The sequence below is a fragment of the Halorubrum sp. Ib24 genome (assembly GCF_002252745.1).
Classification (GTDB): Archaea; Halobacteriota; Halobacteria; order Halobacteriales; family Haloferacaceae; genus Halorubrum.
In genome coordinates, this window is sequence record NZ_NHOX01000041.1 from 13,407 (window position 1) to 34,353 (window position 20,947).

At 68.3% G+C, this 20,947-nt stretch carries 18 protein-coding genes and 2 tRNA genes; 6 read left to right on the plus strand and 14 right to left on the minus strand.

Translation table 11 applies throughout. The features are described 5' to 3' along the window. Nucleotides 1-30: 30 nt before the first annotated feature. From DJ82_RS11805 to DJ82_RS11815, 3 genes are all read right to left on the minus strand, one after another. Nucleotides 31-864 (minus strand): NAD+ synthase, encoded by an 834-nt coding sequence (locus DJ82_RS11805; protein WP_094581879.1) that lies wholly within the window; start codon nt 862-864, stop codon nt 31-33. 129 nt (nt 865-993) lie between these two features. After that, nucleotides 994-1,659, minus strand: coding sequence for an NUDIX hydrolase (locus DJ82_RS11810; protein WP_094581880.1), 666 nt, complete (start codon nt 1,657-1,659; stop codon nt 994-996). After that, the gene (locus DJ82_RS11815) at nt 1,656-2,039 is read right to left on the minus strand and encodes a hypothetical protein (protein WP_094522297.1); all 384 of its coding nucleotides are present in this window, start codon (nt 2,037-2,039) and stop codon (nt 1,656-1,658) included. The genes DJ82_RS11810 and DJ82_RS11815 overlap by 4 nt, the downstream gene beginning before the upstream one ends. A gap of 179 nt (nt 2,040-2,218) precedes the next feature. Between DJ82_RS11815 and DJ82_RS11820 the strand changes: the two genes are divergently transcribed. The 3 genes from DJ82_RS11820 to DJ82_RS11830 all read left to right on the plus strand — a co-directional run bounded on the left by DJ82_RS11820 (nt 2,219) and on the right by DJ82_RS11830 (nt 5,142). After that, a complete protein-coding gene (locus tag DJ82_RS11820; protein WP_094581881.1) occupies nt 2,219-3,175 on the plus strand; it encodes a DUF5787 family protein in 957 nt (318 codons plus the stop codon). A 56-nt stretch (nt 3,176-3,231) separates the two neighbouring features. After that, nucleotides 3,232-3,639, plus strand: a complete 408-nt coding sequence (locus tag DJ82_RS11825; RefSeq protein ID WP_094522295.1) for a cyclic nucleotide-binding/CBS domain-containing protein — start codon at nt 3,232-3,234, stop codon at nt 3,637-3,639. Nucleotides 3,640-3,765: 126 nt separating this feature from the next. After that, nucleotides 3,766-5,142, plus strand: coding sequence for an LLM class flavin-dependent oxidoreductase (locus tag DJ82_RS11830; protein WP_094522294.1), 1,377 nt, complete (start codon nt 3,766-3,768; stop codon nt 5,140-5,142). 342 nt (nt 5,143-5,484) lie between these two features. Here the strand turns inward: DJ82_RS11830 and DJ82_RS11835 are convergent, their stop codons facing one another. Then, a complete protein-coding gene (locus DJ82_RS11835) occupies nt 5,485-5,958 on the minus strand; it encodes a deoxyuridine 5'-triphosphate nucleotidohydrolase (protein ID WP_094581882.1) in 474 nt (157 codons plus the stop codon). Between the two features lie 266 nt (nt 5,959-6,224). Between DJ82_RS11835 and DJ82_RS11840 the strand changes: the two genes are divergently transcribed. After that, nucleotides 6,225-8,210, plus strand: coding sequence for an aconitate hydratase (locus DJ82_RS11840; RefSeq protein ID WP_094581883.1), 1,986 nt, complete (start codon nt 6,225-6,227; stop codon nt 8,208-8,210). Between the two features lie 39 nt (nt 8,211-8,249). Here DJ82_RS11840 and DJ82_RS11845 read toward each other — a convergent pair whose 3' ends face one another. From DJ82_RS11845 to DJ82_RS11890, 10 genes are all read right to left on the minus strand, one after another. Next, the gene (locus tag DJ82_RS11845) at nt 8,250-9,557 is read right to left on the minus strand and encodes a dicarboxylate/amino acid:cation symporter (protein ID WP_176451044.1); all 1,308 of its coding nucleotides are present in this window, start codon (nt 9,555-9,557) and stop codon (nt 8,250-8,252) included. Nucleotides 9,558-9,741: 184 nt separating this feature from the next. Beyond that, on the minus strand, nt 9,742-10,395 hold the full coding sequence (locus DJ82_RS11850) for a 30S ribosomal protein S7 (RefSeq protein WP_094581884.1): 654 nt from the start codon (nt 10,393-10,395) through the stop codon (nt 9,742-9,744). After that, a complete protein-coding gene (locus DJ82_RS11855; protein WP_094581885.1) occupies nt 10,392-10,820 on the minus strand; it encodes a 30S ribosomal protein S12 in 429 nt (142 codons plus the stop codon). The genes DJ82_RS11850 and DJ82_RS11855 overlap by 4 nt, the downstream gene beginning before the upstream one ends. Before the next feature lie 217 nt (nt 10,821-11,037). Continuing rightward, entirely contained in the window at nt 11,038-11,880 is an 843-nt protein-coding gene (locus DJ82_RS11860) for a hypothetical protein (protein ID WP_094522289.1), read from the minus strand. 88 nt (nt 11,881-11,968) lie between these two features. After that, on the minus strand, nt 11,969-12,388 hold the full coding sequence (locus DJ82_RS11865; RefSeq protein ID WP_094522288.1) for a NusA-like transcription termination signal-binding factor: 420 nt from the start codon (nt 12,386-12,388) through the stop codon (nt 11,969-11,971). Beyond that, on the minus strand, nt 12,388-13,602 hold the full coding sequence (rpoA2, locus tag DJ82_RS11870; protein ID WP_094581886.1) for a DNA-directed RNA polymerase subunit A'': 1,215 nt from the start codon (nt 13,600-13,602) through the stop codon (nt 12,388-12,390). The genes DJ82_RS11865 and rpoA2 overlap by 1 nt, the downstream gene beginning before the upstream one ends. Then, complete coding sequence (locus DJ82_RS11875) at nt 13,595-16,516, minus strand: DNA-directed RNA polymerase subunit A' (RefSeq protein WP_094581887.1); 2,922 nt, start codon at nt 16,514-16,516, stop codon at nt 13,595-13,597. Before DJ82_RS11875 ends, rpoA2 begins: the two co-directional genes overlap by 8 nt. A 6-nt stretch (nt 16,517-16,522) precedes the next feature. Next, nucleotides 16,523-18,352: a DNA-directed RNA polymerase subunit B gene (gene rpoB / locus DJ82_RS11880; protein ID WP_094581888.1), complete on the minus strand. Its 1,830-nt coding sequence runs from the start codon at nt 18,350-18,352 to the stop codon at nt 16,523-16,525. Nucleotide 18,353: 1 nt separating this feature from the next. Further along, on the minus strand, nt 18,354-19,919 hold the full coding sequence (locus DJ82_RS11885) for a DNA-directed RNA polymerase subunit B'' (protein WP_094581889.1): 1,566 nt from the start codon (nt 19,917-19,919) through the stop codon (nt 18,354-18,356). Then, on the minus strand, nt 19,916-20,143 hold the full coding sequence (locus DJ82_RS11890) for a DNA-directed RNA polymerase subunit H (protein ID WP_094522283.1): 228 nt from the start codon (nt 20,141-20,143) through the stop codon (nt 19,916-19,918). Before DJ82_RS11890 ends, DJ82_RS11885 begins: the two co-directional genes overlap by 4 nt. A 262-nt stretch (nt 20,144-20,405) precedes the next feature. Here DJ82_RS11890 and DJ82_RS11895 point away from each other — a divergent pair. Both DJ82_RS11895 and DJ82_RS11900 read left to right on the plus strand, forming a co-directional pair. Then, nucleotides 20,406-20,478, plus strand: a tRNA-Asp gene (locus DJ82_RS11895). Nucleotides 20,479-20,507: 29 nt separating this feature from the next. Then, a tRNA-Asp gene (locus DJ82_RS11900) sits at nt 20,508-20,580 on the plus strand. The last annotated feature ends 367 nt before the right edge of the window (nt 20,581-20,947 follow it).

Below are 20,947 nucleotides of genomic sequence, written 5' to 3' on the forward strand. Positions count from 1 at the left end.
TCCGGCCCTCGCCGTCCCCGCTGACGCCGCTTACCGCTCCGGAGCCGGCGGCATCGACCGCTTGTGAGCGCTGCGATCGTGGAGCTCGACGACGCGGTCGACGGCCTCGGCGGGCACGTCGAGCTCGCGGACCGTCGCCGCCCGGGAGAGCCCGCCGTCGACGTGGACGGCGAGGATCGCGTCGACGGTGTCGTAGTCGAGGCCAATCTCCTCCGCGTCGGTCTGGCCCTCCCACATCCCCGCGGTCGGCTCCTGCATCACGAGCTCGCGCGGGACGCCGACGTGCGCCGCCAGCTGCCGGACCTGCTGTTTGTAGAGGTTCCCGATCGGGTTGCAGTCGACCGCCTGGTCGCCGTACTTCGTGTAGTAGCCGGTCATCGCCTCCGCGCGGTTCCCCGTCCCGAGCACGACCCGGTTCTCCGCGTTGGCGACGAGGTAATTGAGGACCGCGCGGGTCCGGACGTACACGTTCCCGGCCGCCGTCTGATCGGCCGCGGCCTCCGGGAATGCGTCGAAGAAAGACTCCGCGATCGGCTGGATCTCGACCACGTCGTACTCGATCCCGAGCTCGTGGGCGACGCGCTCGGCGTCGGTCATCACGTCCGGGTCGTTCACCGCCGAGGGCATCGTGATCCCGTGGAGCCCGTCCTCGCCGAGGGCCTCGACGGCGAGGTAGGCGGTCAGCGTCGAATCGACTCCGCCCGAGAGGCCGAGGACGGCGCCCTCCGCGTCCGCGTCGTCGACGACGTCCCCGATGAACGCGACGACGCGCTCGCGGGTCGCCTCCAGCTCCGACTCCGAGAGACGGAGGTCGAGCGGCGGGTCGTCCGACAGCAACACCGACTGCTTCGAGGTCTGACTCATGGTAACAGACAGGGGCCGAGACGACTAATATCCCCGCTTCTCGCCCGTGAACTGGACGTTCGTCGGTTTTTCGTCGCCTTCGCTCCGGGGCCGCACGCTCCCTCGTCGTCGTCGAAATTCGGTCTCCCCCTACAGCAGTCCCTCCCGCTCGGCGAGCAGCAGCCCCTCCAGCGTCGCGTCGTTCGTCGGCGGGTCGCGTGCGACCTCCAGCGCCTCCTCGATCGGGACCGCGCGCGGCGAGAGGAACTCGTTGCTGTCGTGGTCGACGTCGACCGGCTCCAGCCCCTCGGCGAACACGTACCCGCGCGTGTGCCGGAGCACGCCCGTCGAGCACCACACCTCCTGTAACAGCGACGTCGACGAGGGCGCGAAGCCGGTCTCCTCGGCGAGCTCGCGCGCCCCGGCCGCGGTGTACGACTCGCCGCGCTCGACGATCCCGGCGGGCAGCTCCAGCTGGGTGTTCCGCACGGTCGGGCGGTACTGCTCGACGAACAGCACGTCGCCGTCGGCGACCGCGATCACGACCGTCGCCGGCGACAGCTCCGCCCAGTAGTACTTCTTCTCCGAGCCGTCCGGCTGCTCGACGCGGTCGGGCCCCCCGACGAACCAGCCGGGGTCGTACTCGACGGCAACCTCCCGTACCGGCCACTCCGGCTCGCCCGGCAGCGAGTGGTTGCGACCGTCGGAAAAGGCCGGGAGGTCGCGGAGGTCGGCGGCGGGCGCGTCGTCGCGGCCCGAGTCGTTGCGGCGGGGCGCGTCGCCCTCGTCGCTCGCGCGCTCACCGTCGTCGCTCACGGGCGAACCACCTCCACGCGATAAACCGTCCCCTCGTACCGCACGCGGACCGCGTCGCCGGTCGCGGCCTCTGGGGTCTGTCGCGCGAGCGCGTCCACCTCGTCGAACGGCGTGTGGGTGAACCACTTCTTGATCCCGTACGCGTCGGCCCGGTACGGGTCGGAGCGACCGTCGTCGCTCGCGAGCGCGCTCGTCAGGAACGGCCACCGGCGCTCCGAGACGTTGTTCGCGTCCACGGCCGGCCCGTCGGTCTCGATCGGCTCGGCGGTCAGGTAGTAGGGATCGCCGCTGCCGAGGTAGCTCGGCAGGGCCCCCAACGCGAGCAGGGCGACGATGACCAGCGCAATGGCGACGAGGAGGTTCCGGGTGACCCGGCGCATGGTCGACGTTGGCGCCGGCCGGGAATACCGGTTTCGACCGCGGCGGCGCGGTCCCGTTTCCCCGCCGCTCCCGTCGCGGTCCCGCCTTCCCGTTGCGGTCCCGTCTCCCCTGCCGCTCGCCGTGGTCGAACCCTGCCCGCGCCGACGCGCTTTACTCGCCGGCGCCCCTCACCTCTTTCATGGAGTTCCGGTTCGAGCTGGCCCTGTGCGCCGCGCTCGAATCGACAGACCGGGTCGTCGCCCGCCAGCTCGGCGCGGGGGTCACGAACCCCGGCGGCCGGATCGTCGACGTCTGCGTGCTGGAACCCGGACCGGAGTTCAGTCGGCGGGCGGCGATCGCGCCCGAGCGGATCCCGGACCCCGCGATCGAGGCGGCGGTCGGGCCCGGGGAGGCGGTCCCCGTGACCGAGGCGTTCGACCTCCCGCCGGACCGGGCGGCGGCGGTCGTCGAACGCGCGGCCGAGGTCGGCTACCTCGAACGCGAGCGCCGCGACGGGCGCCCGGTCGTGCGCGCGACCGCCAGATACCCCGACGACTGGATCGGTTCCCTGACCGCGATCGAGAACAAGCCCGACCTCGGGACGCCGGGCGATCTGGCGGCCCAACTGCGGTACGACGTCGCGCTCGGCCTGTTCGACGAGGCGATTCTCGCCACCGCCTCGTACGTCACCCGCGCGCACTTGAACCGGATCCCCGACCCGGTCGGAGTCTGGCGGTTCGACCCGGAGACGGGCGAGCGCGAGGTGGTCCGCGAGCCGTCCCCCCTCGACCCCGATGCGCCCGGCGTCGAGATCCGCGACGAGCGGTCGCTCCGGACCGACGTGGCGCTCGCCGGCCCGGACGCGTTGGCCCGCAAGCGGCGCCGGATCGCGGAGCGCGCGTACGGAAAGGGGTGGCGTCCGGCGCCCCCGGGATGCGCGCACGCGACGGGGACCGCCGACGGCCGCCCGTACTGCGAGCGGTTCGACCGAGTGGTGGACCCGGGTCGCGACTGCGGCGCGGGCTGTGACGCGTACGACCCCGCCGACCCGCCGGCGGTCGACCGCGACGGGCTCCGCGACGAACGGACCGCGTGGGCGGCCGACCCCGGGGGCGACGGGCCGCGCAGACAGTCGGGGCTCTCGCGGTTCCTGTAGCCGTCGCGGACGATCGTTGTGGGAATCCTTATACCCCGAGCGACGGACTCACACGTATGGACGACATCGAAGACGTGTTCGTCGCGCGGTTGATGACGAGCGAGCTCCACACGGTAACGCCGGACACGCTGGTCGAGGACGCGGCCGCCGTGCTGCTCGACAACGACATCAGCTCGGCGCTGGTCGTCGACGACGACGGCGCCCTAGTCGGCATCCTCACCACGACCGACTTCGTCGACATCGTCGCGAAGAGCCAGCCGAAGGCGGAGACGACCGTCGAGCGGTACATGACGCGCGATCCCATCACGGCGAGCGCGCAGGACTCCGTCTCCGCGATCGCCGCGGTCATGGTCGAGCACGGGTTCCACCACGTGCCCGTCGTCGACGGCGACACGCCCATCGGGATCATCACGACCTCCGACTTCGCCGCGTACGTCTCCTCGCCGGAGACGGCGTCTCCGTAGGCCGCTTCCCCTCCGCACGGTCGTCCCGCCCCGTCGGGCTCACCGCCGCCGCTCCCCGCGTCCGCGACGCCGACAAGTGACGCCCCTTTCTGTGGGGTATTACCGGGGCCTCCCGTATCCGCGTCCATGCCCGACCACCTGCATCTCAACCTCTTTACCATGGCCTCCGTCGAGCACGTCTCGCCGGGGTCGTGGACCTTCCCCGGCGACCGGTCGCCGGAGTACGCGGACCGGGAGTACTGGACCGAGGTCGCCCGGACCGCCGAGCGCGGCGGGTTCGACGCGGTGTTCTTCGCGGACGTGCGCGGGATCTACGACGTGTACGGCGACGACCGGCACACGGCCGTCGAGAAGGGGGTCCAGACGCCCGCGAGCGACCCGCAGCTCGTCGTCCCCGCGATGGCGGAGGTCACCGACGACCTCGGGTTCGCCGTGACGCGGTCGACGACGTACACCCATCCCTACCAGCTCGCGCGGGAGTTCTCCACGCTCGATCACCTCACCGACGGGCGGATCGCGATCAACGTCGTCACCTCCTACCTCCAGTCGGCCGCCGAAAACCTCGGGCTCTCGGAGCGGATGGACAAGCAGACGCGTTACGACCGCGCCGACGAGTTCCTCGACGTCTGCTACAAGCTGTGGGAGGAGTCGTGGGACGACGACGCGGTCGAGGTCGACCGCGAGGCCGGGCGCTACACCGACCCCGAGAAGGTGTCTGCGATCGCCCACGAGGGGGAGCACTTCTCCGTGCCCGGCCCCCACGGCTGCGAGCCCTCGCCGCAGCGGACCCCGGTCGTGTATCAGGCCGGCTCCTCCGACCGTGGCCGGGAGTTCGCGGCCGCGAACGCCGAGGCCGTCTTCGCCAGCCAGCCGACCGAGGAGGGCGTTCGCGAGTACATGGCCGACGTGAAATCGCGCGCGGCCGACCACGGCCGCGACCCCGAGAGCCTGAAGTTCTTCATCGGCGTCGTCCCCGTCGTCGGCGAGACGCAGGCGATAGCGGAGGCGAAGCACGAGGAGTACACGCGCCACGTCGACGTCGAGGCGACGCTCGCGCTCCTCTCCGGCTTCCTCGACATGGACCTTTCGGAGCTCGACCCCGACCAGAAGGTCGAGCACATCGAGACGGACGCGATACAGGGGACGATGAACGCGTTCACGAAGGCGCAGCCGGACCGCGAGTGGACGGTCCGCGAGGTCGCGGAGTTCTGCGGGCTCGGCACCACTTCACCGAAGATCGTCGGTACCCCCGAGGTGGTCGCCGACGAGTTGGCGTACTGGCACGAGGAGGTCGGCGTCCACGGATTCAACGTGAAGGAGGTCGTCCGCCCCGACTCGCTGACGGACTTCGTTGACCTCGTCGTCCCGGAGCTCCGCGAGCGCGGACTCGTTCCGGACCCGGACGACGCCGGCGACGCTCCCCGCGGCGACGGCACCCTCCGCGAGCGGCTGCTCGGCGAGGGGCAGTCCCGGCTCCGCGACGACCATCCGGCGAGGCGGTAGGTCGCTCGCGTCGGCCGATTCTCCTGTCGACTTCACTGGATCCGAATCCGATAGCCCTGCCGCCCCCGCTACCCTTAAGTGCGTTCCACTGCTTATATCGGTTGACGCTTCGCTTGGAGGGCCGAAGCGTCAGCGGGGACCTACTGAACGGCACGCCTGTGCCACCTTTTCCCGGCACGGGCGTGCCGTTCGTCCTTTGGTATCGATGAGCGACGGCCTCATGTCGGCGAGCGAAGACCGTCTTCCGCGGCCGCGCCCCCGGCGCGTGCGAGCGTCGCCGACTCCGCGCCCGTTTTTCAGCGGTCCTCCCCTGATATTCTCAGCGGTCCTCCCCCGACGCTCTCAGAGATTTTCCCCCTGATACGACCCCTCGTACGCTCCGTCGTGATCGGCGGCGGCGAGAACCAACTGGGCGATCCGCGCGCCGGGCTCGATCTCAAGAGCGTGGCCCACGTCGAGGCGGCCCTCGCCGACGCCCTCGTAGCCGGCGTCCCAGACGGCGGTGTCGAGGGTACAGGAGTTCCGTAGCAGCGTCGACCGCGGGAGCACGAACCCGACCCGCTCGCTCGGTATCCGCACCGGCTCCCCGTACCGGACCACGTACGTTCCCGGCTCCAGCCGGTAGACGCCGTCTTCGAGCGGTACCGGCTCACGCTCGCCGACGCGTTTCCCGTCGCGGCCGATCCGTCCGGGCGCCGTCTGCTGGAAGACCTCTCCGACCGTGAGGTCGACGCCGTTCGGCTGTCGCTGCGCGTCGTCGAGGTCGGCATCGCCGGCTTCCAGCGCCGCCGCGACCGTCGCTCCCGAGTCGAACATGCCCGACCGAATCCGCGGGCGAGACTAAACGGTGTCGCACCCGGTCGCGACGCGGCCCGGCCCAGTCGCCGCCGACGTGGGATCCAGATAGTTCGGCCGATAACGGCCTTTATGAGCCTTATACACTGGTTACGGATACCGCTCTCACGGGGAACGGTATCCCGCCGATCTCCCGCCAAGAATTGCCGGTCAGACGGATCCTACACGGTCGATCTTTCGGGAAACTCGCGGGTTTTATATCCACGGGAGAGCGACGTGCGGATGATATGGGACAAACGATTACGGAGAAGATCCTCGGTGACCACCTCGTCGAGGGCGAGCTGACGCCCGGCGAGGAGATCGGCATCGAGATCGACCAAGTGCTGACGCAGGACACGACGGGGACGATGGTGTGGCTCCAGTTCGAGGCGCTGGAGATGGACGAGATCCAGACGGAGCTCGCCGCGCAGTACTGCGATCACCAGACGTACCAGTTCGACTTCAAGAACACCGACGACCACCGGTTCCTCCGCTCCGCGGCCGGCACGTACGGGGCCTACTTCTCGCGGCCCGGCAACGGCATCTGCCACCAGGTCCACAAGGAGAACTTCGCGGCGCCCGGCAAGACGCTGCTCGGCTCCGACTCGCACACGCCGACCCCCGGCGGGCTCGGCCAGCTCGCGATCGGCGCCGGCGGGCTCGACATCGCCGTCGCGATGGGCGGTGGCCCCTACTACGTCGAGATGCCCGAGGTCGTCAACGTCCACCTCGAGGGCGAGCTCCCCGAGTGGGCGACCGCGAAGGACATCGCGCTCCACCTCCTCGGCGATCTGACGGTCAAGGGCGGCGTCGGCAAGATCTTCGAGTACACCGGCCCTGGCGCCGAGAACCTCTCGATCCCCGAGCGGACCACGATCACCAACCTCGGCACCGAGCTCGGCGCCACCTCCTCCATTTTCGCGACCGACGAGAAGACGAAAGACTGGCTCTCCCGTCAGGACCGCGAAGAGGAGTACGTCGACCTCCAGCCCGACGACGACGCGGAGTACGCGGAGACGATCGAGGTCGACCTCTCCGACCTCGAACCGCTCGTCGCCGCCCCGTCGATGCCCGACAACGTCGCCCCCGTCAGCGAGTACGAGGGCACCGACGTCGAGCAGGTCATCATCGGCTCCTGTACCAACGGCGCCTACGAGGACATCCTCCCCAGCGCGAAGATGCTGGAGGGACGCGAGGTGTCCAAGAGCACCGAGATGATCGTCGCGCCCGGCTCCAAGCAGGCGTCCGAGATGCTGGCCCGCGAGGGCTGGACCGCGGAGATGATGGCGGCCGGCGTCAACTTCTCCGAGGCGACCTGCGGCGCGTGTATCGGCATCGGTCACGTGCCCGCCTCCGACTCCGTCTCGCTGCGCACCTTCAACCGCAACTTCGAGGGCCGCTCGGGCATCGAGGACGACTCCGTCTTCCTCTGCTCGCCCGAGGTCGCCACCGCGGCGGCCATCACCGGCGAGATCGTCGACCCGCGCGACCTCGCGGACGACCTCGGCGACCTCGAGGAGCCCGGCCTGGAAATGGGGACGAAGTACGGCCCCGGCATGGGTGAGTCCGACTCCGACATCATCTCGCCCGACGAGGCGATCGACGACGGTCTCGTCAAGGGCCCGAACATCGGCGACGTGCCGCTCAAGGACGGGATCGACGTGGACGGCGGTGAGGCGCTCCTCAAGATGGAGGACAACATCACCACCGACCACATCATCCCGGCGACGGCGGACATCCTGAAGTTCCGCTCGAACATCGAGAAGCTCTCCGAGTTCACGCTCTCGCGCGTCGACGACACGTTCGCGCAGCGCGCGCTCGACGCCGACGGCGGCGTCCTCGTCGCCGGCGAGAACTACGGGCAGGGCTCTTCCCGCGAGCACGCCGCCCTCTGTCCGATGTACCTCGGCATCGAGGCGGTCTTCGCGCAGAGCTTCGCCCGTATCCACAAGGCGAACCTGTTCAACTTCGGCATCGTCCCGCTGGCGATCGACGCGGAGACGTACGAGGAGATCGAGCAGGGCGACGACCTCGAGATCGTCGACGACGTGCCCGCGGGCGTCTCCTCCGGGCAGGAGGAGTTCACCGTGAGCGTCAACGGCGAGTGGGAGTTCACCGCCGACCTCGACGCCTCCGAGCGCGAGCGCGACATCCTCGCCGCCGGCGGCAAGCTCTCGTGGGTCAAACAGCAGCACGTCGACGACGGCTCCGGCGCGGCGCCGGCCGACGACTGAGGCGACCGCCGACGCCGATCGTCCCAGCTTACTCCGTTTTTAATCGTCGCCGGCGGCGACGCCGAGGTCATCGCTCTTCCCGACCCACGCGCCCCGCGTGAAGTCGACCGCGTCGTTCCACTTCGCGACGATCGTGGCGACCGCCAGATCGCCGCTGATGTTGGTCATCGTCCGCAGCCGATCCAGGATCGGGTCGACGCCGGCGACGAACCCGACGACTTCGAGCGGCAGTCCGAGCTGCGTCAACACGAGCGTCAACATGATGAGCCCGGTCCCCGGCACGCCCGCCGCCCCGACGCTCGCCAGCACCGCCACGAGGACGACGGTCACCTGTTCGGCGATGGACAGTTGTACGCCGACGAGATTCGCGGCGAAGACCGCGGCCACGCCCTGGTAGAGGGCGGTGCCGTCCATGTTGATCGTCGCGCCAAGCGGCAACGAGAAGCTGTAGACCCCTTCGTCGATGTGGAAGTTGTCGTCGGCGTTCGCCATCGTCACCGGAAGCGTCCCGCTCGACGAGCGGATCGACAGCGCGGTGATCAGCGCGTCGCGTCCCCCGGCGAGAAAGGCTGTTGGCGACTGTCCGGCGAGCAGCCGCACGATGACCCCGAGGTGGACGACCGCGATGTGCGCGGCGACGGCGATCGCTAGTGTGGCGATAAGCAGGGCGAACGGGACGATCGCGTCGACGCCGGCTTCGCCGAACACCGCCGCCATCAACGCGAACACGCCGATCACGCCGTACTCCATCACGCCCCAGACGACCTTGAACATCGCCTCTGCGCCCGCCTCAGCCAAGTTGTAGAACGATTCGACGCCCTCGCGGATGTCGGCCGAGTCGGTGGACTGCTCGACGAGCGCCAGCGCGAGTCCGAACACGATGACGAAGAAGATCGTCGGGAGAATGTCCCCGGCCGCCATCGCGCCGATCGGGTTCTCGGGAACGATCCCGAGGAGCACCTCGACGATGTCGGGCGCCTCTGCGGTCTGTGCTTCCGCGTCGCCCAGTTCGAGGTTGGCTCCCGGATCGATGAGGTTCGCGACTAGCAGTCCGAACCCGACCGCCGCGGCCGAGGTGAGCGCGTACAACCCGACCACCTGCCCGCCGATCTTCCCGAGGTTGCTCGGCGAGAGCCGCCGCGCCCCCATCAGCAGCGTGAACACGACGATCGGGACGATCAGCATGCTCAGCAGGTTCACGAACAAGTCGCCGAGCGGCTGGAGCACCGTCGCCGGCTGCCCCACGACGAGCCCGAACACCGAACCGAGCACGAACGCCAGTCCGATGCGATACACGATCGGTACCTCGCGGTACCGCCGCCAGGACTGCATCAGCGCGTTTGCCATACGGCGAGCGTGTTTCCGGAGGACCCACAAGTAAATATTGCCAGACCCGCAGGCTCGCCGGGACCTGTGACACGAGGCGGCGGGAGTCAGGAGTCAGAGCCTTCGCGGTCCGGACGAGGCTGTCGCTCGGGGGGCACGGAGAGAGAATCGCTCGGCGCCGGTCGGCTCGCCGAGGTCCGCCTCGTTAGCGGGCCGCGGCGGCGACGCGCTCGCGCTCCTCCTTCTGCGAGATGGAGTAGGAGCGGTCGGCGTCGTAGTCGGCAGCGGTCGTAAGCTCGTTGGCGAGCGCCTCGGCGGCGGCGGTGCTCGACTTGTACGTCGCGCTGGCGACGCCGTCAGAGATGAACAGCAGCGCTTGGTCGACGCGGCGCTGGGGCGCGACGTCGACCGCCTTGGGGACGGAGATGCCGCCGTACTTCAGGCGGACGGTCTCCTCCCGCGGCGCGGCGTTCTCGACCGCGCGAACGAGGACCTGCACCGGGTTCTCCTCGGTCCGTTCGTGGACGATGTCGAAGGCGTCGCGGACGATCCGCGTCGCCTGCTGCTTCTTGCCCGTGTTCTCGTCGGTCTGCATCAGGCGGTTGATCAGCCGCTCGACCAGGGAGATCTCGGACTTCTTGAACTGCTTCGACGCGTGGCGCCCCATCGTGTGGGCGATGGGCGTCACGGTCATGTAGCGTTTCGTCGAGGGGTCCTCGTAGGCGATCTCGGTGACGTCCCAGACGCCGAACAGCTTGGCGTTCTCGTTGGCGGCCTCGCTGGACGCGGGCGCGTCCGGATCCGGTTCGTCGGCGGCGAGGTCCTCGTCGGACGGCGCCTCGGTCTCCTCGCCGCTCATCTGACGGGCTTCTCCGCGTTTCCGCGAACCAGTTCGATCATGGAGACGCCGTTGACCTTCTCGACTTTGTAGTTGACACCGGAGAGGTCGCCCATCGCGCGACCCTTAGCCCCGCCGATCCCGGCGATCCTGACCTCGTCGTGCTCGTCGATGAACGAGATGGCGCCGTCACCGGGACAGAACGCGGTGACCTGCTTCCCGTTCTTGATGAGCTGGACGCGGACGCACTTTCGGATCGCCGAGTTCGGCTGCTTTGCTTCGATTCCGACCTTCTCCAGGACGATCCCGCGAGCCTGCGGGGCGCCCTCGAGGGGGTCGGACTTCTTCTTGAGCCCGCGCTCTCGCCGAGCGTACTCGGAGTCGGACCAGCGGCGCTTCTGCCGGTCCTGTTTGAGCTTACGGGCCGCGTATTTGCCGTTCGCCATCGTACGTCTACTTCCGAACGGAGCTACTTAAGCGTCGTCTTTCGACGCGGCGAAACGCCCTCAGATCGCCCGAGCGGTACCTCTCGTCCGTTCTGAGAGTGTTTCTCTCCACGAGCGGATTCGAAACGACCGCCGCTCGTCTCCGCTGAGACGGTAAGCCGTCGCGAGCGCCCGTCGTTCGCCGCCGACCGCGAGTCGCCGTCGCCCCCGGTCGTCATCACTCGCTCGTCGCCTCGCGGGCGTCGGCGACCCAGTCGGGTTCGGGGATCTCCGCCCCGGGATCGCGGTAGTCGATGTCGATGTCGACGGTCGCTTCTCCCCCGTCGTGTCCGCCGGCCCACGACTGTTCCAGCCGCGGGACGACGCCGGCTTCGTACACGTGCGCCGTCGCGGACGCGGTCTCGACGGTCTCGGGGATGTTCCGGTCGCCGTCGAACTCGTCGGCGGTGAACCGGGCGGTCGTCTCGCCGCGGACTTCGCCCGCCCCGTCGCTCGCCATGTTCCAGCGGTTCAGTCCCTCGTACTGCGTCTCGCCGGTCTCCGTCTCCCCCTCGACGCGGATCCCCGTCAGCGCCTCCTGTCGCATCGCCTCCTCGAGGTCGCCCTCCGAGCGGTCCACCGACTGGCGGTCGTACTGCGTCTCGCCGTCGGTCTGCCGCCGGAACAGCAGTTCGTCGCCGGCGATGTACAGCTCCGTGACGTCCGGCTCTTCCGTCTCCGTCAGCTCCTGTCTCACGTACTGGCGACCGTTCTCGAGGTCGTAGCCCGATTCGTACACCTGCGACGGGAGCCACGGCGTCGGATCCGCGTCGCCGTCGTGACTCGTCTCGGCCGTCGAGAACAGGGTGAAGCCGCCCGCGTCGACGAACGCGTCGACGTGGGACTCGGCGAGCGCGTCGAGCGCGAGCGCGTCGCCGTCGCGCCAGTTCGCGTCGATGAACGGGCGGTCGGACCCGTCGTCGGTCGGGTTGCCGGACCCGTCACCGTCGTCGTCGGAACAGCCGGCGCTCCCGACCGCGACTGCGGTCCCGAGGCTCGCGAGGAGGCGTCTGCGGTTCATGGGTCACAAAACGGAGCCGCGGTCAAAAGCGCGCGGATCCCCGGATACGGAACGTACGTTCGCGGACGGCTAGACGCGGGATCGCGACCTACGTCAGCTGCACGTCGTCGATGTCGTGGTGGCGCTTCGCCAGCGTCCGTGCCGTCTCGATGTTGGTCCCGTCGGCGCCGATGGCGACGCCGCGGTCCGGCTCCGGCACCTCGACGTACGCGACGCGGTCGTTCTGCTCGGAGATGGTCACGGCGTTGACCGCCGCGGGCGCGAGCGCGCTCGAGACGAACGCCTCCGGCGTGTCCGCGTCCTCCACCAGCTCGACCGACTTGCCCAGCCGCCGCTCCGCCTCCTCGACGGTCTCGCCCGCCTGTCCGATCGCGGCGGCCATCTCGCCGGCCGGCACGAGGAACACGAGCCGGTCGCCCTCCACGAGGCAGTCCTTCGGCGCGACCCCGGTCAGCTCGTCGAACCGACCGATGTAGCGCCGCGCCTCGTCGGAGAGCTCGACGTACATCAGTCGTCGCCCACGACGCGCGACCCCATCCGGAGGTCGACGTCGCCGGTGCCGAGCGAGATCGGCTTGCCGGCGATGACGTTCTCGATGACGCCGTCGAGCTCGTCGTACTCGCCGTGGATCGCGGCGTCGAGCAGGTGGTTGACCGTCACCTCGAACGCCGCGCGCGCGAGCACGGAGTCCTTCGATCCCGAGATGCCGTGGCGGCCGATCGAGTCGATCTCGCCGTTGGTCGTCATCATGTCCGCCACGAGCATCAGGTGGCGGACGTTCACGTCGTCGAGCCCCTGCTCTTCGAGCGTGTTCTTCGTCTCGTCGATGATCGTCTCGCGGGCCGCCTCGACGCCGAGGTTGCGGTAGATCTCGTGGATGTTGTTACACGTCGTGCGCGAGGCGTCGACGCCCTCGATGTCGAGAGTGTCGCCGAACGCCGATCCCTCGGTGTAGAGGACGAACTCCTCGTCGCCGTCGATCTCCTCTTTCCGGATGACGACGCGCTCGATCTCTTCGATCCCTTTGAACACTATCTCCCGGAGCCGCTCGACGAGCTGGAGCAGCTCGCGGTAGCTCGGTTCTCCGGGGCCGAACTCGATGACGGTGCCCGACTGCCGGGTGTCGACGCCGAGCGAGTCCTCGATCGTCTCGGCGATGATCCCGGCGACCTCCGACGGGTCGGTGTGGGTCGGCCACCGCTCGAGGAGGGTGTCGTCGTTCAGGTCGATCCGCACCAGCATGTCGGCGACGTTCGTCGACACGTCGCCGAGCGCGAGGATGCGCGTCGCCTCGATGGACCAGACGACCTCGTGGGCCTTCTCGCGGTCCGTCGCGTACTCGCCCTCGAGGTGGACGGTCATCATCGGCGTGTCCGGCGTCTTCCGGGCGTCCACCAGCTCGATGAGCCGGGGAAGCCCCTGCGTGACGTCGATTTCTGCAACCCCAGCGTAGTGGAACGTGTTCATTGTCATCTGAGTTCCGGGCTCACCGATCGATTGTGCAGAAACCGTCCCTACAGGGTCCAACGGATCAACCCGCGTCTCGATGTAGCGGTTCTCGACGCCCGTCGCGACCTCGGTAGCCTGCTCGACCGTAATCTCGCCGGTCTCTTCGCCCTTCTTCTCGAGCGCCTCGTACACCTCGCTCTTGAGGCGGCTCGGCAGCTCGGTCGCCTCCACGACCGCCTCCATGTCGTCGGTGACGTGGTCGTACTCAGTCATCGGACTCCACCCCCGAGGCCTTGTTCAGCCCGGGTCCGGCGTGCTCCGACAGGTTCGTCGGCGGCGTGCGCTCGCCGAGGAACCGCTCCTTCTCGTCGTCGGAGTCGAACTCCGAGTCGACGACGCGGTCGACGATGTCGTCCACGTCGATGCCGTCGCCCTCGCCGGAGGACACCTTCACGGGCGAGGTCCCGTCCTCGCCGAACTCGAACTGGACGATCCGGCCCGAGGTGTCCCGGACCGTGCCGTCGTACTGCGCCTCCAGCTCGGAGAGCGCGTTGATGAGGCGGCGCTGCAGGTAGCCGGACTTGGAGGTCCGAACCGCCGTGTCGACGAGCCCCTCGCGGACGCCCATCGCGTGGAAGAAGAACTCCTCGGGCGTCAGCCCGCCGCGGTAGGAGTTCTCAACGAAGCCGTGCGCCTCCGCGGAGAGGTCGTTCTCCTTGTAGTGGGAGAGCGTCCGGTCCTCGTAGCCGCGGTTGATCCGCTCGCCGCGGACCGCCTGCTGGCCGACGGAGCCGGCCATCTGCGTGAGGTTCAGCATCGACCCGCGGGCGCCGGAGCGGGCCATCACGACCGCCGGGTTGTCGTCGCCGAAGTGCTGGTCGGCGATCTCCCCGGCCGAGTCGCGGGCCTTCCCGAGCGTCTGCATGATCTTCATCTCCAGCGTCTCGTCGACGCCGCGGCCCGGCAGCGACTCCAGCTCGCCGGCCTCGTACGTCTCGATCAGCTCCTGGACGCGGTCGTAGGCGCTCTCGATCGCGTCGTCGACCTGTTCTTCGGCCTCCGGCGGGATCGACTCGTCGTCGATCCCGATCGAGAAGCCGAAGTGCATGATCGCGCGCATCGCCAGCGCGGCGATCTCGTTGATGAACACGCGCGAGCGCGTCTCGCCGTACTCCTTCGTGAGGGTGTCGACGACCTCGCCGCCGAACGCGCCGACCGCGTCCTCGTCGATCGTCCCCTCGATCAGCTGGCCGTTCTCGATGACGACGTCGTCGCCGGTCGACGACGAGAAGTGCAGCGTGAGGTCGTCGGGCAGCAGCTCGGAGAACAGCGTTCGCCCGGTCCAGTAGTCGCGGCCGTCGTCGTCGACGCCGTCGGCTTCGGGCAGCTCGTCGACCCGGGTCGCTCGGAGCAGGTCGAGCGCCTGCGTCTCGGTGAACTCGGGGTTCGAGTGCGTGAGCAGGTACGTCCCGGAGATGTGGTCCTGAATGGCGCCGATGATGTTCCCGCCGAACCGCGGCGAGAGGATCTGCTCTTGGACGCGCATGAGGACGCGCGCCTCAGCGCGGGCCTCCTCGTTCTGGAGCGCGTGCATGTTCATCTCGTCGCCGTCGAAGTCGGCGTTGTACGGCGGACAGACGACGGTGTTGAGCCGGAACGTCTTATACGGCATCACCACGACCTCGTGGGCCATGATGGACATTCGGTGCAGCGAGGGCTGCCGGTTGAAGATCACGATGTCGCCGTCGACGAGGTGGCGGTTGACCTCCCAGTCGGCCTCGACCTTCTCGGCGAGCTCCTCGCAGTTCTTCTCAGTCACCTTCAGGCGGCGCCCGTCTGGGCGACGCACGTAGTTCGCGCCGGGGTGCGCCTCCGGGCCGTTCCGGACGTACTGGCGCGCCTCGTCGACGTTGCGTTCGGTGACGTTGAGCGTCTGGGTCATCTCCTTGGCGACGCGGTCCGGGACGCCGACCTCGTTCAGCGAGAGGGTCGGGTCCGGCGAGATGACGGTCCGGGCGGAGAAGTTGACGCGCTTCCCCGACAGCGACCCGCGGAAGCGGCCCTCCTTCCCTTTCAGTCGCTGGCTGAGGGTCTTGAGGGGGCGGCCGGAGCGGTGTCGCGCCGGCGGCGTCCCGCTGATCTCGTTGTCGACGAACGTGGTGACGTGGTACTGGAGCAGCTCCCAGAGGTCCTCGATGATCAGCTGCGGGGCGCCCGCCTCGCGGTTCTCCATGAACCGCTGGTTGATCCGGATGATGTCGACCAGCTTATGGGTGAGGTCGTCCTCGGAGCGCTGGCCGTTGTCGAGCGTGATGGAGGGGCGCGTGGTCACCGGCGGGACGGGGAGGACCGTCAGGATCATCCACTCCGGCCGGGAGTCCTCCGCGTCGATGCCGAGGACCTCCAAGTCCTCGTCCGGGATGTCCTCGAACCAGTCGCGGATGTCCGAGGGCATCAGCTTGTTCATGTCCTCCTCCGTGAGGTCGACGTCAAGCGCCTTCTCGATGGCCCGGCGGTCCTCCTTGCGCGGGCGGAACTCGCCGGCCATGATCTCGTTGACTCGGTCGAGGGCGATGTCGGTCTTCTCGGCGAGTTCCTGCGGCGAGGTGCCCGGGTCGTCCTCCTCCTCGTCGGGCTGCATCGCGGCCGCGATGCGCTCGGAGTAGTCGCCCGAGAGCACGTCCTGAACCTCGTAGTAGGTGGTCGGCTTCTCGTGTTTGATGTCCGCCTGCGGCTCGCCGCAGAACGGGCAGGTCGACGCCTTCCGGGCCTGCCGGACGGCGGCCTTCAGCACGTCGTGTTCGTCGTCGCCGAGCTCCTTCGCGCGCTCGTAGCGGTCGCGGAACTCGTCGCGCTGCACCTCGTCTAAGGCGAGTCGGCCGCACTCGCGGCACGTCGAGCGGAGCAGCCGCCGGATGAGCTTCGTGAAGCCCACGTGGATGACGGGCGCGGCCAGCTCGATGTGGCCGAAGTGGCCGTTACAGGAGCCGGAGTGAGCGCCGCAGGTCCGACACTCCAACCCGGGGTCGATAACGCCGAGCCGCGGGTCCATCAGCCCCATGTCGATCGGGTAGCCGTCGTCGTCGTACGTGTCGGCCGTGATCACCTTCGTCGCCGACATGTCCCGGTACGTCTCCGGGTCCATGAGGCCGAAGTCGATGCCGCCGAGCACTTTCGGTGTTTGCATTGACATTTAAATAGCGTCCTCCAGTTCGAGTCTCGGTCGGATACCGAGCGCGATCATCTCGTCGAGGAGGAGCTTGAACGCGTAGCTCACCTCGAGCTCGTGGATATCGTCTTCGTCGCCCGTGACCGGGTCGTACACGCGGCGCTGCTCGCGGTCCTCGACGGCGACGAGCCCCGTCTCCGCGGAAACGTGGACGGTCTCGGCGTCCGAGGACTCCAGCAGCCGCTCGTTGAGCACCATCGACGCGCCGTGGCCGATGATCGTGTCGCGCTCCATCTCACCGACGCGCAGGCCGCCCTCGCGGGCGCGCCCCTCGGTCGGCTGGCGCGTGAGCACCTGGACCGGCCCGCGCGAGCGAGCGTGGAGCTTGTTCGACACCATGTGGTACAGCTTGTGGTAGAAGATCGTCCCGACGAAGATCTCCGCGTCGATCTTCTCGCCGGTGACGCCGGAGTACATGACCTCCTTGCCGGAGGACTTGAATCCGTGTTCCTCGAGCCCCTCGCGGAGCTCCTCCTCGTCTTCGCCCTGGAACGGCGTGCCGTCGACCCGCGAGCCGCGGAGCGAACCGACCTTGCCGCCGAGCATCTCCAGCACGTGGCCGACCGTCATCCGGGACGGCAGGGCGTGCGGGTTCATCACGAGGTCGGGGACGACCCCCTCCTCGGTGAACGGCATGTCCTCCTGCGGAGCGAGGTGGCCGACGACGCCCTTCTGGCCGTGGCGGGACGCGAACTTGTCGCCCAGCTCGGGGACGCGCTGGTCGCGAACCTTCACCTTCGAGAGCTTGGAGCCGTCCTCGCCCTCCATCAGCGTCACGGTGTCGACGACGCCCGACTCGCCCGAGCGCATCGTGACCGAGGTCTCCCGGCGCTTCTGCGGGGAGAGCCCGCCCATGTCGTCGGGCTCCTCCAGGAAGCGCGGCGGGCTGGTCTTGCCCAGGAGTACCGAGGACTCGTCCACCTTCGTCTCGGGGTTGACCAGGCCGTCCTCGTCGAGGTGGGTGTACGCCTCCTCGCCGCGCGCGCCGCGGACGTCCTGGTCGGGGATCTCGAAGCGGTCCTCCTGACCGCCGGGGTACCGGCGCTCCTCGCCCTCGTAGGTCCGGAAGAAGTGCGAGCGGGTGAGCGCGCGGTCGACGGAGCCCTGGTTCATCACCAGCGCGTCCTCGATGTTGAACCCCTCGTATGACATCACGGCGACGACGAAGTTCTGCGCCGCCGGCCGCTTGTCGAAGCTGATCTGGTCGGACGTCTGCGTCTTCACCATCGCCAGCTGCGGGTAGTGCAGCAGGTGCTGACGCGTGTCCGGCCGGATCCGGTAGTTCGCGGAGGGGAGCCCGAGGGACTGCTTCATCATCCCCGCGCCCATCGTGATGCGCGGGCTCGCGTTGTGCTCGGGGTACGGGATCATCCCCGCGCCGATACCGAACACGAGCTGCGGGTCGATCTCGAGGTGCGTGTGGTCCTCGGTCACGTCCTCCTCGTCGACGGCGACGAGGATGTCCTCCTCCTCCTCGGCGTCGATGAACTCGACGTAGCCGCGGTCGATGAGGTCCTCGAACTCGATGTCGCCGCGCTCGAGCGCCTCGATCTCCTCGTCGCCGAGCAGCGGCTCGCCGTTCTCGACGACGATCAGCGGCCGGCGGGCCCGCCCCGCGTCCGCGTTGACGATCACTTCTTGGGTCCGGTCCCTGACCGAGACGTTCACCATGTCGGAGACATCGCCACGGCGGCGCGCCTCGCGGATCTGTTCGGCGAGGGCCTCGGGGTCCGGATGGGTCCCGACGAGACTCCCGTTGACGTACACCTTCGCTTCGCGTTCTGCCTGAGCCATATTAGTCGTCCGCCGTCTGTCGTTCGACGCCCTCGATGCCGGGGATCCCCTCGACACCCATCGACGCCAGTTCTCGTTTCAGCCCCTGTTCGTCCTCGACCGTCTGCGACAGCTCCATCGACTGCGCGAAGTTCTTCACGAGCCCGCAGTTCGGCCCCTCCGGCGTCTCGGAGGGACAGATGCGACCCCACTGGGTCGCGTGGAGGTCCCGCGCCTCGAAGTGCGGCTGCGACCGCGACAGCGGCGAGCGCAGGCGCCGCAGGTGCGAGAGCACGCCCATGTAGTCCGTCCGGTCGACGAGCTGGGAGACGCCCGAGCGACCGCCCACCCAGTTCCCGGTCGCGATCGGGTGTTCGAGCCGCTCGGTCAGCACGTCCGAGCGAACGACCGTGTTGACCGTGAGCTGCCGGTTCCGCATGTTCGCGCGCTCCAGCTGGTACTTCACGTCGCGCGCCAGCTTGTTCAGGGCGGTCCGGAACAGGTCGCGCATCAGGTCGCCGGAGACCTTCAGGCGCTTGTTGGCGTAGTGGTCCTTGTCGTCGGACTCGCGGCGGTTCAAGGCGAGCTCGAAACACGCCTCGGCCATCCGGCAGAGGTAGTACGCCTTGTTGATCCGGACGTCCTCCTCCTCGACGCCCTCCTCGTGGAGGTGCGGCAGGAGGTAGCGGTCGATGACGTAGTTCGCCCGCTTGAGCTGGTAGTTCTTCCCCTGGCCGGAGGCGACGCGCTCGCCGAGGGTCTCGATGGCCTCCTCGGTCGTCTGCACCTCCGCCTCCTCCAAGTTCTCCAGCATGAACTTCACGATCTCGGGGTCGTCCGAGACGCGGTGGACGATCTCCTCGTCCGACTCCAGTCCGAGCGCGCGGACGAGGGTCACGAAGTCGATCGAGCCCGAGACGGACGGGAACGACACTTCGAGCAGCCCCTCGCGGTTGCGCTCGCACAGCACCAGCGCGCGGTAGCCGCGGCGCTGGGAGAACGTCTTCGCGACCTGGATCTCGTCGCCGTACTTCGAGTCGTACTCCGCGAGGATCTTGTTCGGCGCGAGGTCCTCCGAGGTCATCAGCACGCGCTCGGAGCCGTTGACGATGAAGTAACCGCCGGGGTCGACGGGGTCCTCGCCGATGTCGATGAGCTCCTCGTCCGAGAAGCCGGCCATGTTACACTTGTCCGAGCCGACCATGATCGGCATCCGGCCGACCTTCGTCTCGGTGGTGTCGACGACCTGTTCGGGCTCGTCTTCGCCGCCGCGAACGATGGACATCTCCATGAAGACGGGCGCCGAGTAGGTGATGTTCCGCAGGCGGGCCTCTTGCGGGTACAGCAGCTCCTCCGAGCCGCCGGCCTCGCGAACGCGCGGGGTGACCATCCGCACGTCGCCGAGTTCGACGTAGACGGGCTCTTGGCCCTCCTTGTCGCCGATGTCGGTCTCGATCGTCTCCTTCTCGTCGACGACTTCCTGCATGCCGCGGTCGAGGAAGTTGTTGAACGATCGGAAGTGGTGTTCGGCCAGCCGTTCGTCGGAGAAGTACTCGCGTGAAACCACGCGTCGGTCTTGCCTGTTCATGAGACGACTAATCGGTACACGACCGCTTCCTCCGTCGTGCGGGAGTTTCGAACGATCTTCACCACGTCGCCGACCTCGGCCTCGTCGGGGATCGCGGGATCCGTGCGTTTGATCTTCGGTAGGTTCGTCCGTTTCACGTCGTACTCCGCCAGGACTTCGTCGACCTCGTCGTCGTCGAGGAGGACGTGGTCCGGGACGAGTTCGTGTTGGCTTACGTCTACCATGGGTGGTGGTTATTGAAAGAAGCTATCACGAGATACTACAGATCGCTATATGCGCCAGCGGCATAAGACTTGCCAACCGGCTCCGCCGCGCGCGGCTCACGACGACGGGGGCGTGCGATACTCACACTCATGCGGGTATTATACAAAAGGCTACCGCCGCGAGCGGCGACGCGGCCGGCCGTCTCGCCCTGTCACCCGTCCCCATCGTCGCCGGCGATGACAAGCCTTATTTGCCAGACAGGGGTACGAATGACTGCGACAAGCCCGGATGGTGTAGTGGCCCATCATACGACCCTGTCACGGTCGTGACGCGGGTTCAAATCCCGCTCCGGGCGTCCCCCGTTTCGGGGCTTTGTCGCTGTTTGCCCGGATGGTGTAGTGGCCCATCATACGACCCTGTCACGGTCGTGACGCGGGTTCAAATCCCGCTCCGGGCGTATTCTGTCGCCGCCAATCGACGAGCGCAGCGAGTCGATACCGGCGGCGACGAATCGTTTCGCAGGGAGTTGAATCTGAGGACGAGCGAACGGAGTGAACGAAGTCCTCCGGGTTCAACTCCCGCTCCGGGCGTTTTCTCCGAACAATACGGCGAGCGTAGCGAGCCGTTCGTCGAAATCGATCGCTGCGGGTGTGAATCAGAGAGTGACGCGAGCGAAACGAGTGGAACGATTGTGGCTCAACCCCCGTTCCGGGCGTTTCTGTCGACGCTAACCGACGAGCGAAGCCGCCTGATCGGCGCGTCCGTCGGCGCCCGGATCGCCGGTCGGTGCCGCCTATAGGTCGAGCAACTCCCGCAGGTCCGCC

What these genes read in the sequence shown, in the direction of transcription:
- DJ82_RS11805 (WP_094581879.1), bottom strand. Translation starts at nt 864, where the DNA reads ATGAGTCAGACCTCGAAGCAGTCGGTGTTGCTGTCGGACGACCCGCCG.
- DJ82_RS11815 (WP_094522297.1), bottom strand. Translation starts at nt 2,039, where the DNA reads ATGCGCCGGGTCACCCGGAACCTCCTCGTCGCCATTGCGCTGGTCATC.
- DJ82_RS11820 (WP_094581881.1), top strand. Translation starts at nt 2,219, where the DNA reads ATGGAGTTCCGGTTCGAGCTGGCCCTGTGCGCCGCGCTCGAATCGACA.
- DJ82_RS11825 (WP_094522295.1), top strand. Translation starts at nt 3,232, where the DNA reads ATGGACGACATCGAAGACGTGTTCGTCGCGCGGTTGATGACGAGCGAG.
- DJ82_RS11830 (WP_094522294.1), top strand. Translation starts at nt 3,766, where the DNA reads ATGCCCGACCACCTGCATCTCAACCTCTTTACCATGGCCTCCGTCGAG.
- DJ82_RS11835 (WP_094581882.1), bottom strand. Translation starts at nt 5,958, where the DNA reads ATGTTCGACTCGGGAGCGACGGTCGCGGCGGCGCTGGAAGCCGGCGAT.
- DJ82_RS11840 (WP_094581883.1), top strand. Translation starts at nt 6,225, where the DNA reads ATGGGACAAACGATTACGGAGAAGATCCTCGGTGACCACCTCGTCGAG.
- DJ82_RS11845 (WP_176451044.1), bottom strand. Translation starts at nt 9,557, where the DNA reads ATGGCAAACGCGCTGATGCAGTCCTGGCGGCGGTACCGCGAGGTACCG.
- DJ82_RS11850 (WP_094581884.1), bottom strand. Translation starts at nt 10,395, where the DNA reads ATGAGCGGCGAGGAGACCGAGGCGCCGTCCGACGAGGACCTCGCCGCC.
- DJ82_RS11855 (WP_094581885.1), bottom strand. Translation starts at nt 10,820, where the DNA reads ATGGCGAACGGCAAATACGCGGCCCGTAAGCTCAAACAGGACCGGCAG.
- DJ82_RS11860 (WP_094522289.1), bottom strand. Translation starts at nt 11,880, where the DNA reads ATGAACCGCAGACGCCTCCTCGCGAGCCTCGGGACCGCAGTCGCGGTC.
- DJ82_RS11865 (WP_094522288.1), bottom strand. Translation starts at nt 12,388, where the DNA reads ATGTACGTCGAGCTCTCCGACGAGGCGCGGCGCTACATCGGTCGGTTC.
- rpoA2 (WP_094581886.1), bottom strand. Translation starts at nt 13,602, where the DNA reads ATGACTGAGTACGACCACGTCACCGACGACATGGAGGCGGTCGTGGAG.
- DJ82_RS11875 (WP_094581887.1), bottom strand. Translation starts at nt 16,516, where the DNA reads ATGCAAACACCGAAAGTGCTCGGCGGCATCGACTTCGGCCTCATGGAC.
- rpoB (WP_094581888.1), bottom strand. Translation starts at nt 18,352, where the DNA reads ATGGCTCAGGCAGAACGCGAAGCGAAGGTGTACGTCAACGGGAGTCTC.
- DJ82_RS11885 (WP_094581889.1), bottom strand. Translation starts at nt 19,919, where the DNA reads ATGAACAGGCAAGACCGACGCGTGGTTTCACGCGAGTACTTCTCCGAC.
- DJ82_RS11890 (WP_094522283.1), bottom strand. Translation starts at nt 20,143, where the DNA reads ATGGTAGACGTAAGCCAACACGAACTCGTCCCGGACCACGTCCTCCTC.